Origin of the sequence: Pararhizobium sp. IMCC21322 (genome assembly GCF_030758295.1) — a bacterium.
GTDB lineage: Bacteria > Pseudomonadota > Alphaproteobacteria > Rhizobiales.
The window spans coordinates 3129723-3144908 of sequence record NZ_CP132335.1 but is presented as its reverse complement, the minus strand read 5'-3'; the positions used below and the strand labels follow the sequence as shown (position 1 = coordinate 3144908).

Below are 15186 nucleotides of genomic sequence, written 5' to 3'. Positions count from 1 at the left end.
TTCGCATCCAATTTGCCGTCACTCATGCTATGCGACTCTCATCTGAGAAAGAAAACCTTACAGCTATGACACTTAGAACCGCTCACAAATCAGATGCCTCAAGCATTGCCGCCCTGTCGATTGAGGTTTGGATAGGCACCTATCTAAAGCGCGGCATCAACGCTTTGTTTGCGGACTATGTGTTGGAGGAATTCACCGCATCCAAGGCTGAGGCGCTGATATCTGATCCCAATGAGTTCATTCTTGTGTCTGAAAATGACGAAGGTATTGACGGCTTTATACGCTTGTCTTGCGGGAACCCGGCGCCCGTCCCGGGGTGTTCAAACGTCGAAATATCTACCTTCTATGTGCAGCCGCGTCATCATGGCAAAGGGGTTGGAAAGCGATTGTTAAATGCAGCGCTCCAGCATTGCCGTACAAACGGGGATGAGTCTGTTTGGCTTGCGACCAACGCTGAGAACACGCCAGCAATTGCGTTTTATCTCGCGCAAGGTTTTGAACATGTCGGAGAGACCCACTTTCGCATCGAAGATCAGGCCTACTTGAACAACGTTTATTCCTACCGCTTTGCGTGATCATTTTGGGTTGGAGCTGACGGCAGCAGCGTCCGTATTGCCATCATAAAAAAGGCCTGTGTTTGAAGAAATTCGAGACATGTCCGATGCTATCTTTCCTCAACGATCTGTTGCGTCTGCATGCCCATCATGTTCCGGAATGCCTGCGAGCTGGGATAGCTCCATATTCTGCATGTTCACACCGATGTTCCCTCTGCCTTCGCATGTGCCCCCGCTTGGGCCCTCGCCTGTGTGGTTCCAATGTGTGAGGACACCACAGGTCTTGCACCGATGAAACTCAATTATTTTTGTCACCCCGCATATATGTGTCGGTAGAGCCGGAAATGGTGAGTTTTTCAGGGTCGAAATACGACCAAGAGCTCCGCATCCGCGGCAGATAGAACAGCGCCTGCTCTTTGATCTGTTTGGAACGTTGTGCTGTCAGATGCTTTGTATAGTGCGTTCTGACAGGACTTCAGATTTGATGTGGGGCGTATTTAGACCCCACATCCATCACCAAAATTCAGTATCAGCGTTTGCTTGGATCGAAGAAGGCTGCGGGTGTCAAAATGGTGTTGCTCTGGCTCACCAGATTTCCAGCCTCTGCACTGAGTTTCAGATAGTTCAGCCAATCCGGATCAGTGGCCATTGCAGCGCGTTTGGCGGTGCGGTCTGCGGCATCCTCATAAACCCAGATATGGACGTAAGAATTGACGTCGCCGGTTTCGACAGCGCCATAGATCGCGGGATATCCCAAATGGCGACTTTGCGCTTCCCAGCCATGATCTTCATACAGCTTCATGTGCTTTTTGATTGTGCCGGGGCGACAGACATAGGTGCGCATATCATAGATCATGGTCTTATTTCCTTTTGTGGGACAGCAGGTCAGTGAACGCGACGTTGATATCGCGCAAAGTGTAGAGGACCATTACAAGGCCTGAGAGCGGGATGACACTGTAAAACAGTGACGTTGGCAGTTGTAAAATGGGAGTCAGCGCCCTGCTCCTTAGGAATAAATCATAGCCGTAAACGGTCATGGCAAGCAGAAAGCAAAGGCACAACAGGCTGATCAGTCCGCGCAGCATTATTGCGTATTGAGATTGGCCCAATGTGACTTCCAGCCAGTCCACAGCGAAGTGTTCCCGTTCGCGCCAAAGTGCTGCAGCACCCGAAAAAACCATCCATGCAAACAGCCCCTGCACGATTTCGTCGAACCAAGCAAAGCCAGCCAGCTGAAATGTACGCGCAATGACATTGATAAACAGCAGAAAGAACAGTGCAATAAAGCAGGCTATGGAAATACCGCGTAGGAGCTTGCCTAAGAATGCATCAAAGCGCTGTAAATTCATCGACCCATCACCAATTCCGGCAACCAGGTTGAAACGGGCGGAAAGACGATGACGACCAGCAGAACAAGCACAATTCCCAGAAGGTATGGCATGAGTGCCTTTGACAATCGTCCGACTGTTAAATTGGCAATTGAGGATACTGCAAAAAGCACCATGCCGACAGGCGGTGTCAGAAGGCCAACCATAGAACACATGATCATGATAACGCCAAACTGAACCGGATCGACACCGATGTGTGTGACCACCGGCAGGAACAATGGGACGGTGAGGACGATGACGGCGATCCCCTCCAGAAACATGCCCAGTATCAACAGAATCAATACAATGATGGCCATGATGATTGCTGGATTGTCCGAAAATGTGAGCATGGCTTCAACGAGTTGATTTGGCACCCGCTGATGCACCAGAAGCCAGCCGAAGAAACCGGCGGCGGCGATCACAAACATGACCCGAATGGTATGCAGCAAAGTATCCCAGAGCACTTTTGGCAGATCGCCTAGCTTTACTTCGCGATAGACGACCATCGACAGGAAAAGCGCATAGGCAGATGCCGCAACCCCTGCTTCGGTCGGGGTGAAAATTCCGCCAAAAATACCAGCAATGATGATCAAAGGCGTGACCATGGACAGTCCGGCATCCAGAAAAGTGCGCCAGATTGCAGGCCAGTCAATATGATCACGTCGCGGCATTTTATGCCTCAGCGCGACCACATAAACAGAGCCCATCAAGGCAACAGCCATCAGCAGGCCCGGGACGACGCCAGCAAGAAACAGTTTTGAAACCGAAACGCCCGTTATCGACGAGTACAGCACAAACGGAATGGAGGGAGGGAACACGGGACCGATGGTCGATGATGCAGCGGTGATCGCGGCTGAAAAATCTGGGTCATAGCCACGATCTTTCATGGCTTTCAGCTCCACCTGCCCCAGCCCTGCAGCGTCGGCAACGGCTGCGCCGGACATGCCGGAAAAGAACAGTGAAGCAAGGACGTTGACCTGGCCCAGGCCACCGCGAATATGGCCCACCACTGCGTCAGCGAAGTTGAAAATGCGGTGGGTAATACCGCCGGTGTTCATGAGATTGCCAGCCAGAATGAAAAACGGAATGGCTAACAAGGTGAAGCCGGTCGTTGCTGAATACATTCGCTGAGGCAACATCGCCAGAATGTTGAAATCACCCAGAAATATGTAAAATCCAACCGCTGTCAGACCGAGGGCTGCCGAAACCGGCACGCCTATGACGATCAACAGGATCAAAACACCGAGAATAAGAAATGTGGTCATGGCGGATTGGGCTCTGAATGCTGGACAACAGGGTCTTGCCCAGAGAGAGGCAGGAGTGGTTGAGACGTCAACAGCGGTGCCAGCTGTTGTTGAATAAACACTTTGCTGGCACCGAGAATTGTTACTTCAAGAAGCCTAAAAACTTCTCCATATTATCAGCACCGCTATATTCCGCCACCCGTTTGCGGGCAGGTTCCATCAATGCTGCAAATGGCGCCAGATCCGGCTCGGTGATTTTCATACCGCGCTCTTTCAACCCGGCCAGTTCTTCTGCTTCCTGCTTTTGAACGGCCTCGCGCATGGTCTTTGCGGCATTGGCGCTTTCTTCGCGCAGGATGGTCTGTTGTTCCTCGGTCAGGCCGTCCCAGACGTCTTTGTTCACAACATGGATCATGGAATTGTAGACGTGGCGGGTCAGAGCAAGATGCTCCTGAAACTCGTTGAGTTTGTAATGATAGATGACACCAATGGGATTTTCCTGTCCGTCAACGACGCTCTGGTTCAACGCATTGGGCAATTCAGGAAAAGCAATCTGCGTGGTGGATGCCCCTAGCCCTTCCATGGCGGCAACAATCTGCAGCTCAGGCGGTGTGCGCAGTTTCAGACCCTTCACATCATCAGGTGAGTTGATAGGCCGTTGTGAATTGGTGATGTTGCGGAAGCCGTATTCCCAATGGGACAGCATGACGAGGCCCTGAGCTTCCAGCAATGGTGCCGTCCAGTCTGTGAACGGGCCGTCCAGTATTTCGTGGGCGTTTTCGTAGCTGGAAAAGGCGAAGGGGGTCATGACCGTCCCGAAGGCACGCTCATATTTATCCAAACCGCCATGGGTTGGCAGGTTCATATCCACCGCCCCCAGAATGGTTTGTTCCAATTGCTCGGGAGGCGAGCCAAGTTGGTTCGCGGGAAACAGCTCTATGGTTACGCTGCCATTTGTCCGCTCATCGACATTCTTTGCAAATTGCAGTGCCGCTATGTGACCGGGATGGGTTTCCGCCGCAAAATGCGCGAGTCGTAGTGTGACATCTGCTCCCATGGCGCCGGTTGTGAGCGCAGCCAGAGCTACACCGCTGATAATTGCTTTTAGAAACATCTGTTTTCCTCCCAAGATGTTGTTGCATTAATTGAGTGCCGCCATTTGGTGGCGGGACTTAATCCTCTTCCAGTCGGGCTTCAACACCCGTCAGGTCTTCGTAGGCTTTGATCACTGCCGTGCAGCTTTCATCCGCGTGCCCCATGATGGAAGCCAGCGCATAGGTCTGGTGGACTGATTGAGCCATGAAACCGGGCAGCCCTGCGCGCTCAAGCCATTCGGCGTAATAACGCACGTCTTTTTGAGCATTTGCGAGTGACATCAGCGGGGTGAAGTCACGCTTCAATGTGGCCTCTCCGTACAAATCCATCATGCCTGATTTGCCGCCTGCAGCGGAAATGATGCCGATCACTTTGGACATATCCAGCCCTTCATGAGCCGCGAGTGCGAAGCCCTCACACCAGGCCGCAACATTGGCAAATGCGATATAGTTGTGAATGAGTTTCAGGCGGATGGCATGACCGGCCGGGCCCACATGGAATATGTTTTCCGCATAGGTGTCGAAAATCGGGCGCAGACGCTCGAGCAAAGCCTCCTCACCTCCGAAAAGAATATTTACTTCACCCCGGTCAGCATGAATGGGCGTGCGTGTCATCGGCGCCTCTGCATAGAGAATTCCATGCGCCTGACATGCTTCATACATGGCATCGACGTGGTCAGCTGATACGGTGGTGTGATCCAGAAACACGCTTCCGGGCTTCATTTTTGCCAATGCACCATTAGGGCCCAGGGACAGTTTCTGTACGGCCTCGGCTGTTGTGATACAGACTGCAAACACATCGCTTTGTGCTGCGATTTCAACAATGTCGCCACCCTTATGGGCGCCAAGGCTGACCGCTTGATCCACTTTGTCACTGTCCAAATCTGACACGGTAACGGATAGACCCTTTTGCGCCATATTCTTTACGACGCCCATTCCCATGCCGCCAAGGCCGATGAAACCAATTTGAGTCGATGACATAAACATTCCTCTGTTCGGTAAGTCATTAAACATAACGTCAGTTGTCTGACAACTGCTTTTCATATATTCATAACAAATATTTTCATACGTGCTATGACCGCCTATATATCTGGCAGCACATTAGGAGTTCCAAGCCCGTGAACAGTCCACTTCAATTTGATCGTATCGCACGGCCGCGTCGGCTGCCGGATGAAGTGGCGGCTACAATTTCCAAGGCGATAGACAGCAAACAGCTGAAGCCAGGTGATAAATTACCGTCTGAAAACGAGTTGTCCGAGCGGTTTGGTGTCGCCAGAACTGTGATCAGGGAAGCGATCTCCTTGCTGAAATACGACGGTGTGTTGGATTCGCGCCGTGGTATCGGTGCTTTTATTGCCAAAACAGAAAATCGCTCTGCCTTTCGCATCAGCCCCGCCTGTTTTGAAATTCGCAAACAAATTGTCCAGTTACTGCAACTGCGCACCGGCGTGCAGGCAGGTGCATCTGCGTTGGCGGCAGAAATGCGAACAGCTGAGCAGTTGGAAGCAATTGAAAAAGCTTACCAATTAATGGTCGAGGCTGACAAACAGGGTGCAGAACAGGCCTTGGAAAAACGGGTGGATTCAGAGCTTCTGTTTTACCGACTGATCACACAAGCGTCTGCCAATAGTTATTATGAAGACGTGGTGGGAATGATTGAATCCAATATTCAATCAAATCTGCGGTCGGCATTTTTGAAAAATGCTGCCGCGTCAGAATTTGGTCCTGATATTCTGGCGGAGCATTTTGCCGTGCTCCAGAGCATTCAAGCCCAGGATGTGGAAGTTGCGCGCCGCGCCACACGCCACAGATTTGAACAAGCTGCACAAAGGCTCGTCGCCCGCGAGGACTTTGCATAGGCGCGTAGAGTTTGGTTGAGGTGATAAAGTGGCTCCCCTCGCCCACTGATCTTTGAAGAGCTGAAACTCCAAATCCTCAACCGCAAAAGAAGACTTATTTGCGGGGTTGATTTGCGGGAAGATGCCCAAGTGGGACGACTTTTCCCAAACAAATCAACACTGCGTCCCTTATTTCTGGTTTGTACCACCGGGTTGGTTGCATGTAACATGCAGAAAACCAGGGAGTTATTGTATGAATTGGGATGTGTCGGGAAAAGTCGCGTTGGTGACAGGTGCAAGTTCGGGCATTGGTCGCGCGCTTGCGATCGCAGTTGCCAAGGCTGGCGCAAAAGTTGCCATTGTTGGTCGGTCTGAGGAGCGGCTTGATGCGGTCAATCAGGAACTTGGCGGTGACGCTTTGGTTTTATCGGCTGATCTTACCGTTCCTGCAGAAGTGGACCGCGTTGCTGCTGATGCCATCGCGCATTTCGGGCAAATCGACATCTTGCTGGCAAATGCCGGGCTTTATGTTCCAGGCGACGTGGTCGATGGAGATCCGGATGCATGGGATGAGTTGCTCAATGTCAATGTGAACAGTGTTTTCCGGCTAGTAAACCGGGTATTGCCGCAAATGACTGCGCGCCGATCCGGGGAAATAATCATCACAAGCTCTGTCTCAGGGCATCAGGCTATCCATTGGGAACCAATTTACTCCGCATCCAAACACGCGATCCAGTCTTTCACCCACGGTTTGCGCCGCCAGGTTGCGCCCCACAATGTGCGGGTTGGTGCCATTGCACCTGGCGTTGTGCTTAATCCGCTTTGGGGTTTTGCCGACGCTGACGCCATTGACGAAAAAGTCGCGGCGCATGAGGGAATGCGCTCTGAAGACGTTGCGGAGGCTGTGATGTTCATGTTGACCCGGCCACCCCATGTGACCGTCCGCGATCTGGTTCTTCTTCCGCAAAATCAGGACATCTGATCCGTGACCAAGTTTGACTATGTTATCGTTGGTGCCGGCGCTGCTGGCTGTGTGCTGGCCAATCGCCTTTCCGAAGACCCTGATGTGCGCGTGGCACTGATTGAAAGCGGACCGGACCGAAATTCTCGCAAGACGATCGTTCGCATGCCCTTGGCAATGGTGACCTTTATGGCACCGGCTCTCGCCTTTTTGGGCGGTCCCAAATTCATGCAATGGTTCAAGACCGAACCCGAAGAAGGCGTGGATGATCGCAGGATCGACCTGCCCCGTGGCCGTGGAACCGGTGGCAGTACACTGGTAAATGGCCAAATTCTCATTCGTGGTCAGCGGGAAGATTATGACGAATGGCGTGACCTTGGCGCATTCGGTTGGGGTTTTGATGATTTGCTGCCCTATTTCCGGAAAATGGAGCGGTTTGAGCCCTTGGTGGACAGTGGCTCAGATGCACATCTACCAGCTCGTGCGGAACGTGATGCGCAGCCAATTGATCCCGACTATCACGGTGTTTCGGGTGCCGTAAATCTGGCGCATATCCGAACCGTCAATCCGTTGACCCATGCATTTTTGAAAGCGATGGACCTTGCCGGTCACCGGTTCAACTCTGATTTCAACGGCCCGCGTCAGGATGGGTATGGTTTTTACACATTTACACAGTCCAATGGCGAACGGGTAACGGCCGAAAGCGCCTACATCAATCCAATTCGCGATCGGTCGAACCTGACCATTCTGTCTGGTCGCAGGGTCACGAAAGTGATCATGGATGGGAAGCGGGCTGAAGGTGTTGCCTGGCAGGACGACAGTGGTGCGAGCGGAGAAACACGCGGTTCCGAGATCATCTTGTCCGCTGGCAGCTTTGTGTCCCCTCACCTTTTGATGCTGTCCGGCATTGGTGACAAGACTCAATTGTCAGAGCATGGAATTCCGCTGGTGCACGACCTTCCAGGTGTTGGTGAAAACCTTCAGGATCATCTGGATATAAGTGTTGAATACCGCGCCAAGACCAGCGTTCCTTATGGTGGTTCATGGCGGGCTTTTCCAAGGAATGTGCTTCATGTCCTGAACTGGATTTTCAGACGCCGTGGGTTGTTTGCCTCGACCACTGCGGATGGCGGTGCATTCCTGTCCACGACGGGCTCTGAACGCCCGGATATACAGTTGTTTTTCTGCACAGCCATGGCCAACACACAGAACGCAAAGGGTTTCAGCACACATGGCTTTATCATGCATGTTTGCCAATTGCGGCCCGACAGCATTGGGAACCTTAAACTGAAGAGTTCAGATCCTCTGGATAAGCCGCTGATTAAATACAATTTTTTTCAAGGAAAAAGCACGACCCGGGCGTTGCGCGAAGGGGTGCGCATTGTCCGTAAAATTATGGGGCAGCCACCCTTTGCGCCGCATCTGGATGTGGAGCTGTCTCCGGGGCCAGATGCAGAAGATGACGACGCCATTGATAGCTTCATTCGCCAAACTGTCGGGACGTTGTTCCATCCGGTTGGAACCTGTGCAATGGGAACCGGCCCGATGGCGGTTGTTGATCCGGGCTCAATGCGCGTGCATGGCACATCTGGTCTGCGTGTTGTTGATGCCTCTGTGATGCCCCAAATTGTGTCCGGCAACACGGTTGCCGCCACATATTGTCTGGCTGAAAAAGCGGCTGATCTGATCAAGGGAAACCGCCGCGGCGAGATGGAATAGTTTCAGGACGCGGCCTGTTCAGTCCGGACAAAGGCTTGGGCCATTCCGCATCACCTTTGGACAGCGTGGCCTTTGAACCAGCGGAAATTCATGTTATTATGGGAAAATAACACGGAGATTTCATGTCCTGATCATGTGGGGAGGCAAAGCGTCCTCCCGGTACAAAGCAGAAGCGACCAGACCCACTGACCGACAAGCGGTTGGTGGAACGAAGCTTTGTAATTTCAGAAAATCTGACACTGCGACCCGAGCTTTGCTCGTGGTTTGAACATGAGAGTTCACCTCAATGAAACGGGATTATTCAAAATTCCTGCGGCCTCCTGCAACGGATGGAAGCCCCAAACGCATACCTTCAAAACTTGAAACACTCGGCTGGAAGCCGTTTTTTGCACAACAAATCAGCACCGAGGACATGGGCAGGACACCGCCGGTCCGCATAGTTGAGGTGCAACGAAACGGTTTTCGCGTCCTGGGTGACGGGATTGATACCATTGTTCCACCAAACCCGGAAGCAACTGTGGGTGACTGGCTGTTGCTTGATGAAGCCCGCCCCGGTTCCAGCGAGGTTCTGGAACGGAAAAGCCTTATCAAACGGCGTGCGCCCGGCAGTGACCGGCATGTGCAATTGATCGCTGCCAATATTGACACCGCGTTCATCGTCTCCTCCTGTAATCAGGATTTTAACGTTGCGCGGCTTGAACGCTACATCGCAGTCGCTTTTGAGGCTGGCGTATCTCCTGTCATTGTCCTGACAAAGAGCGATCTTTGCGAAACGCCTGATAATTATGTTGCAAAGGCCAGTGGCATATCTGATCTGGTTCCCGTTGTGGTTCTGGATGCACGAGGTGATGAACCAAGGCAAAAACTGGCGGATTGGTGCAAGCCGGGGCAGACAATTGCGTTTTTGGGGTCTTCCGGTGTGGGGAAATCAACGCTTACCAATGCATTGTTGCAAAGCCATTCCATCCAGACTCAGGCTATTCGTGAGGACGACGCGAAGGGACGCCATACCACGACAAGCCGCAGGCTTCATATTCTTCCAGATGCTTGCGCAGTGCTGGACACGCCGGGAATGCGGGAACTTCAGCTTGCTGACGTTGAAACCGGGCTTGCACATCTCTTTTCAGATATTGATGCGCTTACAAATCAATGCCGCTTTGCAGACTGTCAGCATGTGAGCGAACCGGGATGCGCAGTACTGGCGGCAGTCGAAGCTGGAGATATTGATGAAGCGAGGCTGGGTCGATGGAGGAAACTGATGGCAGAAGAACGCTTTAACACCTCCAGTCTGGTGCAACGAAGATCGAAGGATAAGGCGTTTGGAAAAATGATCCGCACCATAAAAAAGCAAAACAAGAAGTGAATGCCGACCGTGGGCAATGAGTTGGATAGGTGTTGATACTCCTCGCCTGCATCATCATCAAAAAAGGACCCGGATTCGGGTCCCTTTCCTTGTCGCAGTGGTCAATCAGCTAGCCGTAAAGGCTTGGCAAGCCTGACAGGCAAACGGATTAGTTTGTCACTGCCTTGGGGCGTTTGATGTCGTTTCCGGCACCGCAATTCAATTTGATTTCAGCCCACTTGCTGGTCATTGCCTGTTTGGCAAGAACGATCTGATAGCGCCTGTGAACAGATTGATTGAATTCATATGTCTTTGCCCAGCGCTTGACATTGCCATTTGCAACCTTACCCGTCGTGACGGATGCCTTTTGTTTCTCACCATCGTTTCTGGTCAGAAAGAACTCCACCTTACCCGGTTTATTGGTCCAGATTTCAGTGATCAACTTGACCGGTTTTCCGCAAACCGGCTTTGCTGGAATTGTGTAGAGTTTTACCTTGGTGGCCTTTAGAGCGACAGGTGTTCTCGAGGGATTGTTTGGCTTTGGCATGCAGACAATCCGCATTGGCAATTGCACTGTGTCTTTCAGAAATTTTCCCTTGTTATTCGCTGCAAGTGCATCAAATTTTATGAAAAAACCGTCTTTCACACGCTTCTGAGAGCCACCGTTGCGTTTGCAATAATCTGCAAATCCCGGGGCGAAACTGTTCAGGAATGATGTCTTGAATGTGATGTTGTCTGCGTGAGACAATTTGCGCTTTTTACGTGGAATTTTACCGCTCATGTCCTGTTTGGGAGACATGGTTATTGGTCTAAGTGTCAGGCCTGGTAGCCAGGAATTATGCCGACCTGCATCCCCGGAGACACTGAAACGCATTGTAATGGTCTTGCCGTTCCACTTGTATTTTCCGCCTGTATAGTCAAATTGCATGACGGCCTTGGAAAACTGGTTGGAGTGAATATCAAAATTCAGATACGGATTGTTTTTGGCCTGCGAACTGCCTGTGAATGCGGTTAGCGAAGACAACATGATCAGGGCAAATGTGCCGTGCTTAAGTTGGTATTTCATTGGACTTTTCCTCTCCATTTTCACCTAAGCCGTTTAACGTGAACCATATTTGGCTACGATTGCTGGTCGGCTCATTTGAATTCGATAACGGGAGTTCCGGAACATCGTAGCTGATGTGATCGAATACCCGTGTGGGAATGCCAATAGAACTGGAACGTTTCAGTTGAAGCTTGTGCGGTGTTTCAATTGTATCAACCGTAGCTGTGGCTGATACAAATGCGTAGATGTCAGGCAGCCAAAGCGCGCAACGCTTCTTCTGTTTCCAGGTCAGCAGGAAAGTATAATTCGATCCTCAAATCGTCGAGCGTTAGATCTTCGGGCGTGCCAAATTGGGCAATGGTTGTGAAGAGAGACAGGCGAACCGACCCTGCCCTGAAGATTGTGGGTATGACCGGACCATTGCTGTGCGAGAAACCTTTGGGCACCTCGGCCAGCTTTTCCGCAGCCTTGTCAAGCACGATGATACCGCCTTGAGCCGTGCTTTCTGTACGCAGGCGTTGGGCCGCATGATGCGCGACTTCAGGCCAGTTTTCGATCAAAGGTGGTAGTGTATCTGACAACATCAGATCAAGCAGGCTGTCTCCCTCGTTTAAGTTGATTGGGCCGAAAAGCGCTCTGGCAGGACCGTTCATCTGTACAATGGTCCAAAGACGATCAATCGCCAATGCGGGATAAGGCGCGTGTTGGTTGAGCGTATAGTCGACGGCTGCGCGTATAGGAGCCATTTCCTCTGCGCTCCAACTGCGAGCGTGGTGTTGCACTGCAAAGCCGGCAAATGTGAGCATTTGATTGCGCGCAGCCAGTGGCAGTTGAAGCGCGTCACCCAGTCGCTTGATCATATCCACGCTCGGGCGCGCCCTGCCCGTCTCCAGAAAAGAGATATGGCGGGTGGAGACATCGGCCTCGACGGCAAGTGACAACTGGCTAAACCGTCTGGCTCTGCGCCAGGATTGCACGGTTCTTGAGAAGTCATTCATGGCCGTAATATACGGCGTTTGTTGCAGTTTGTCTGTTACCTGCAAGGTAATTGTTTTTGTGCCCGAAGCGGTTCTATGTCCTGTCAAACATACAGGAGCGCAAACTATGTCCCACACTTTTCACAAATTCTGGCTGAAGGTGACAGCTATTGTCATCGGGTCCTTTGGTCCGGTTTTCTTTCTGGGCACCATGATGCCCACCGCGGAGCCTGCCCGTCTTACACTCGACATTATAAGTTGGCCTTTGGATGGGCTTCAAACCTACACGTCGCCAGATACGCGTTTTCTTTCCGCCTTGGCTGGCGGCTTTCTATTGGGATGGGGAGTGACGATTTGGTTTCTTTCGAGTTGGGTCTATGATCTGGCCCCGGAAGCTGTGCGCAGAACTGTTTTGGCTGGCATCCTGTGTTGGTTTGTTCTGGATGGGCTCGGGTCCATCACATCAGGCAATTCATCAAATGTATTTTTTAATACTCTGGTGCTTTTGCTGGCAGTCGGGCCTTTGTGGAGACCAGCTAGAACTCAGCAAGTTGTTTGACTTGACGCCCTGTCTCATACGCCCACGGTTTTGGCGGCGGTTTTGGGGCGCAGTGCATATTGCGCTGCAAAGACGCTGGCAAGGGCAATCATGGCGCCCAATAATTGCAGCCAATCAAGTGTTTCGTTCAGTATCAGCCAGCCCAGAAGGGTTGCGCTGACGGGACTGAGAAACCCTAGAACGGACACAGATGATGGCTGTAATCTTGCTATGCCGCGCAACCAGATAACGTAGGTCAGCGCTGCACCGATCAGGCCGAGATAGGCCAGGCCAATTACATTTGTGGTGTTGAGGGTCGTCCAATCAGTGGAAGCAAATGGCATGAATGGCAGAATGAGCAAGCCTCCTGCCGTGAGCTGCCACGCGGTAAATGTAAGCGCGGAAACCGGTGGCTGCCATTTTCGGCTGAGGACGATCCCCATTGCCATTGACGCTGCGCCCAGGAGCCCTGCGGTGACGCCCAGCAAATCCAGTTTTGCCTCTGGCGTCAGAATTAACAGAGCAATGCCAAAGGTGCCTGTGAGAATTGCGACCAGAGACAATGGCCTTATCGGATGGCCAAGAAATGCCCTTGCTGAAAAAATCACTATCAACGGTTGAAGCGCCCCCAGTATGGCGGCAACTCCTCCGGGCAATCGGTAAGCGGAAAAGAACAGGAACGCCCAGAAGATTGAGAAATTGAGCGCGCCCAACACAAACATTCTGGGGATCCAGATGCCTTTTGGCAGACGTCGAACCAATAGCAGCAACAAGAGCCCTGCTGGCAATGCGCGCAAGAGCGAAATCGACAGAGGGTCCATGTTCGGTAACAGCTGGGTCGTGACGATGTAGCTGCTGCCCCAGATGATGGGCACGAGAGACGTGAGCAAAAGATCAGAAAGGCGGTTCATAATCGAATCCTGTAAAGTATCTTGATATCAAGATAGATTAATTAATGTTGACGTCAAGATAAAAACAGTCTTCCATTATTCCATGGATGAAATCGATACGATCAAGGCCCAATGGGCACAGCAAAGGCCTGACCTGGATACCGATCCGATGGCGTTGATCGGTCGGTTGATGCGCCTCACCCAGCATCTCTCTCAGGAAATGGCTGAAACCTTCGCCAGGTTTGATCTGACAGGCGCCAGCTTTGACGTATTGGCGACACTCCTCAGGTCCGGGCCACCCCACGCGCTGTCTCCCAATCAACTGCTGTCCACGATGATGATTACATCTGGCACAATGACGAACCGGATTGATCAACTGGAAAAACAGCAACTGGTGAGAAGGATCAAAAGCATGGAAGATCGGCGAAGTGTGCAAATTGCGCTTACGGAAAAGGGACGAGCAGTGATTGACGAAGCTGTCACAGCGCATGTTGCCACGCAAACACGGCTGGTTTCTTCCCTGCCCGACAAGGAGCGAGAGGATTTGGATCAATTGCTCCGAAAATATCTTGCGCAGATATCGGATTGATCAGCAATTGACCTCTCCATGATTGGGGCCTGACGCTTGAAATACTCCAAATGTCCGCCTAATCTTCTGGCACAGGCTCAGCCCGCGCCTCCCCCCTCCATTTGGGAAAGCATACTTCATGTAGGGTTGCCATACTGATGATTTAACCGACTGTTCGAGCGTTCACATAAGGAGGGATTGTGATGATTGCTCGGTATCAGGAGGTTTTGACATGAAATTATCGGCTCCCATTTATCGACTGAAGCGTGAAGCAAGGCTGCTGTCACGAAAGAACAAGATCCCGCTGCATGCAGCGTTGGACAAACTGGCCGCAAGCGAAGGTTTTGAAAGCTGGAGTCTGTTGGCCCGCAGCGCAACATTCAGGTGCCCCACACAGCGCATATTGGACGATCTGTTGCCGGGCGAGATGTTGCTGCTTGGCGCGCGTCCAAGACACGGCAAGACGCTGATGGCACTGGAAATGATGGTGGAAACCGTCAAGGGGGGCGGACAATGCTTTTTCTACAGTCTGGACTACACAGAAACCCAGATCATGAACCACATTGCGGCACTGGGGGCAGACCCCGAATTGTTCAAAGGCTCTATTGATACGTCCGATGCAATCAGTGCTGATTATATTCTGCAGGATGCAAAGGCAGTTCCAGCCGGAACTCTGCTTGTCATTGATTATCTGCAGCTTCTGGATCAGGATCGCTCCAAGCCGGACGTTGCTGCGCAACTCTCGCAGTTACAGGCATTTGCCCGTACGGCGGGCGTTATCATCATCTTCATTTCGCAGATAGATCGTGTCTTCGAGGCGTCTGCCAGGGCACTTCCGGATATGGCAGATGTGCGCATGCCAAATCCGCTTGATCTTGATCTGTTTGACAAGACTTGTTTCGTGCATGATGGCGAAATTCAATTTGACAAAGCGAGTTGAATCGACCGGTTTTAGCCGTTCAGTCACTCATCGCGCGCCATTCTGGCTTTGGCAGTTTCGGCGGCTGCAAACCGGTGTTTCTTCAAGTATCATGGCCTTGTACGAGTCG

General features: G+C 51.8%; 16 protein-coding genes. 8 read left to right on the top strand and 8 right to left on the bottom strand.

Annotation, left to right across the window (positions count from 1 at the left end):
- Positions 1 to 65: 65 nt before the first annotated feature.
- Positions 66 to 575, top strand: a complete 510-nt coding sequence (locus RAL91_RS14830; RefSeq protein WP_306257000.1) for a GNAT family N-acetyltransferase — start codon at positions 66 to 68, stop codon at positions 573 to 575.
- Between the two features lie 508 nt (positions 576 to 1083).
- On the opposite strand, the gene RAL91_RS14825 is transcribed toward RAL91_RS14830, so the two are convergent.
- The 5 genes from RAL91_RS14825 to RAL91_RS14805 form a co-directional block, all read right to left on the bottom strand.
- A complete protein-coding gene (locus RAL91_RS14825; protein WP_306256999.1) occupies positions 1084 to 1410 on the bottom strand; it encodes an NIPSNAP family protein in 327 nt (108 codons plus the stop codon).
- A gap of 4 nt (positions 1411 to 1414) precedes the next feature.
- Positions 1415 to 1903, bottom strand: a complete 489-nt coding sequence (locus RAL91_RS14820) for a TRAP transporter small permease (protein ID WP_306256998.1) — start codon at positions 1901 to 1903, stop codon at positions 1415 to 1417.
- The gene (locus RAL91_RS14815; protein WP_306256997.1) at positions 1900 to 3186 is read right to left on the bottom strand and encodes a TRAP transporter large permease; all 1287 of its coding nucleotides are present in this window, start codon (positions 3184 to 3186) and stop codon (positions 1900 to 1902) included. Before RAL91_RS14815 ends, RAL91_RS14820 begins: the two co-directional genes overlap by 4 nt.
- 121 nt (positions 3187 to 3307) lie before the next feature.
- Complete coding sequence (locus RAL91_RS14810; protein WP_306256996.1) at positions 3308 to 4279, bottom strand: TRAP transporter substrate-binding protein; 972 nt, start codon at positions 4277 to 4279, stop codon at positions 3308 to 3310.
- A 58-nt stretch (positions 4280 to 4337) separates the two neighbouring features.
- Positions 4338 to 5246: an NAD(P)-dependent oxidoreductase gene (locus tag RAL91_RS14805; protein ID WP_306256995.1), complete on the bottom strand. Its 909-nt coding sequence runs from the start codon at positions 5244 to 5246 to the stop codon at positions 4338 to 4340.
- A gap of 131 nt (positions 5247 to 5377) precedes the next feature.
- Here RAL91_RS14805 and RAL91_RS14800 point away from each other — a divergent pair, with 131 nt between their 5' ends.
- The 4 genes from RAL91_RS14800 (at position 5378) to rsgA (ending at position 10140) form a co-directional block, all read left to right on the top strand.
- Entirely contained in the window at positions 5378 to 6118 is a 741-nt protein-coding gene (locus RAL91_RS14800; RefSeq protein ID WP_306256994.1) for a FadR/GntR family transcriptional regulator, read from the top strand.
- 232 nt (positions 6119 to 6350) lie between these two features.
- Positions 6351 to 7079, top strand: coding sequence for an SDR family oxidoreductase (locus RAL91_RS14795; protein WP_306256993.1), 729 nt, complete (start codon positions 6351 to 6353; stop codon positions 7077 to 7079).
- 3 nt (positions 7080 to 7082) lie between these two features.
- Positions 7083 to 8777: a GMC family oxidoreductase gene (locus RAL91_RS14790; protein WP_306256992.1), complete on the top strand. Its 1695-nt coding sequence runs from the start codon at positions 7083 to 7085 to the stop codon at positions 8775 to 8777.
- A gap of 286 nt (positions 8778 to 9063) precedes the next feature.
- Positions 9064 to 10140 carry a ribosome small subunit-dependent GTPase A gene (rsgA, locus tag RAL91_RS14785; RefSeq protein ID WP_306256991.1) on the top strand — a complete coding sequence of 359 codons (1077 nt, stop codon included), beginning with the start codon at positions 9064 to 9066 and terminating at the stop codon, positions 10138 to 10140.
- Between the two features lie 148 nt (positions 10141 to 10288).
- Here rsgA and RAL91_RS14780 read toward each other — a convergent pair whose 3' ends face one another.
- Both RAL91_RS14780 and RAL91_RS14775 read right to left on the bottom strand, forming a co-directional pair.
- Positions 10289 to 11185: a hypothetical protein gene (locus RAL91_RS14780; protein WP_306256989.1), complete on the bottom strand. Its 897-nt coding sequence runs from the start codon at positions 11183 to 11185 to the stop codon at positions 10289 to 10291.
- Positions 11186 to 11412: 227 nt separating this feature from the next.
- Positions 11413 to 12162: a helix-turn-helix domain-containing protein gene (locus RAL91_RS14775; RefSeq protein WP_306256988.1), complete on the bottom strand. Its 750-nt coding sequence runs from the start codon at positions 12160 to 12162 to the stop codon at positions 11413 to 11415.
- Positions 12163 to 12268: 106 nt separating this feature from the next.
- Here RAL91_RS14775 and RAL91_RS14770 point away from each other — a divergent pair, with 106 nt between their 5' ends.
- Entirely contained in the window at positions 12269 to 12700 is a 432-nt protein-coding gene (locus RAL91_RS14770) for a hypothetical protein (RefSeq protein WP_306256987.1), read from the top strand.
- A 14-nt stretch (positions 12701 to 12714) separates the two neighbouring features.
- On the opposite strand, the gene RAL91_RS14765 is transcribed toward RAL91_RS14770, so the two are convergent.
- Positions 12715 to 13590 carry an EamA family transporter gene (locus RAL91_RS14765; RefSeq protein WP_306256986.1) on the bottom strand — a complete coding sequence of 292 codons (876 nt, stop codon included), beginning with the start codon at positions 13588 to 13590 and terminating at the stop codon, positions 12715 to 12717.
- 82 nt (positions 13591 to 13672) lie between these two features.
- On the opposite strand from RAL91_RS14765, the gene RAL91_RS14760 reads away from it, so the two are divergent.
- Together RAL91_RS14760 and RAL91_RS14755 are read left to right on the top strand one after the other, a co-directional pair.
- Positions 13673 to 14158 (top strand): MarR family winged helix-turn-helix transcriptional regulator, encoded by a 486-nt coding sequence (locus tag RAL91_RS14760; RefSeq protein ID WP_306256985.1) that lies wholly within the window; start codon positions 13673 to 13675, stop codon positions 14156 to 14158.
- A 211-nt stretch (positions 14159 to 14369) separates the two neighbouring features.
- Positions 14370 to 15077: a DNA helicase gene (locus RAL91_RS14755; protein ID WP_306256984.1), complete on the top strand. Its 708-nt coding sequence runs from the start codon at positions 14370 to 14372 to the stop codon at positions 15075 to 15077.
- Positions 15078 to 15186 lie beyond the last annotated feature (109 nt).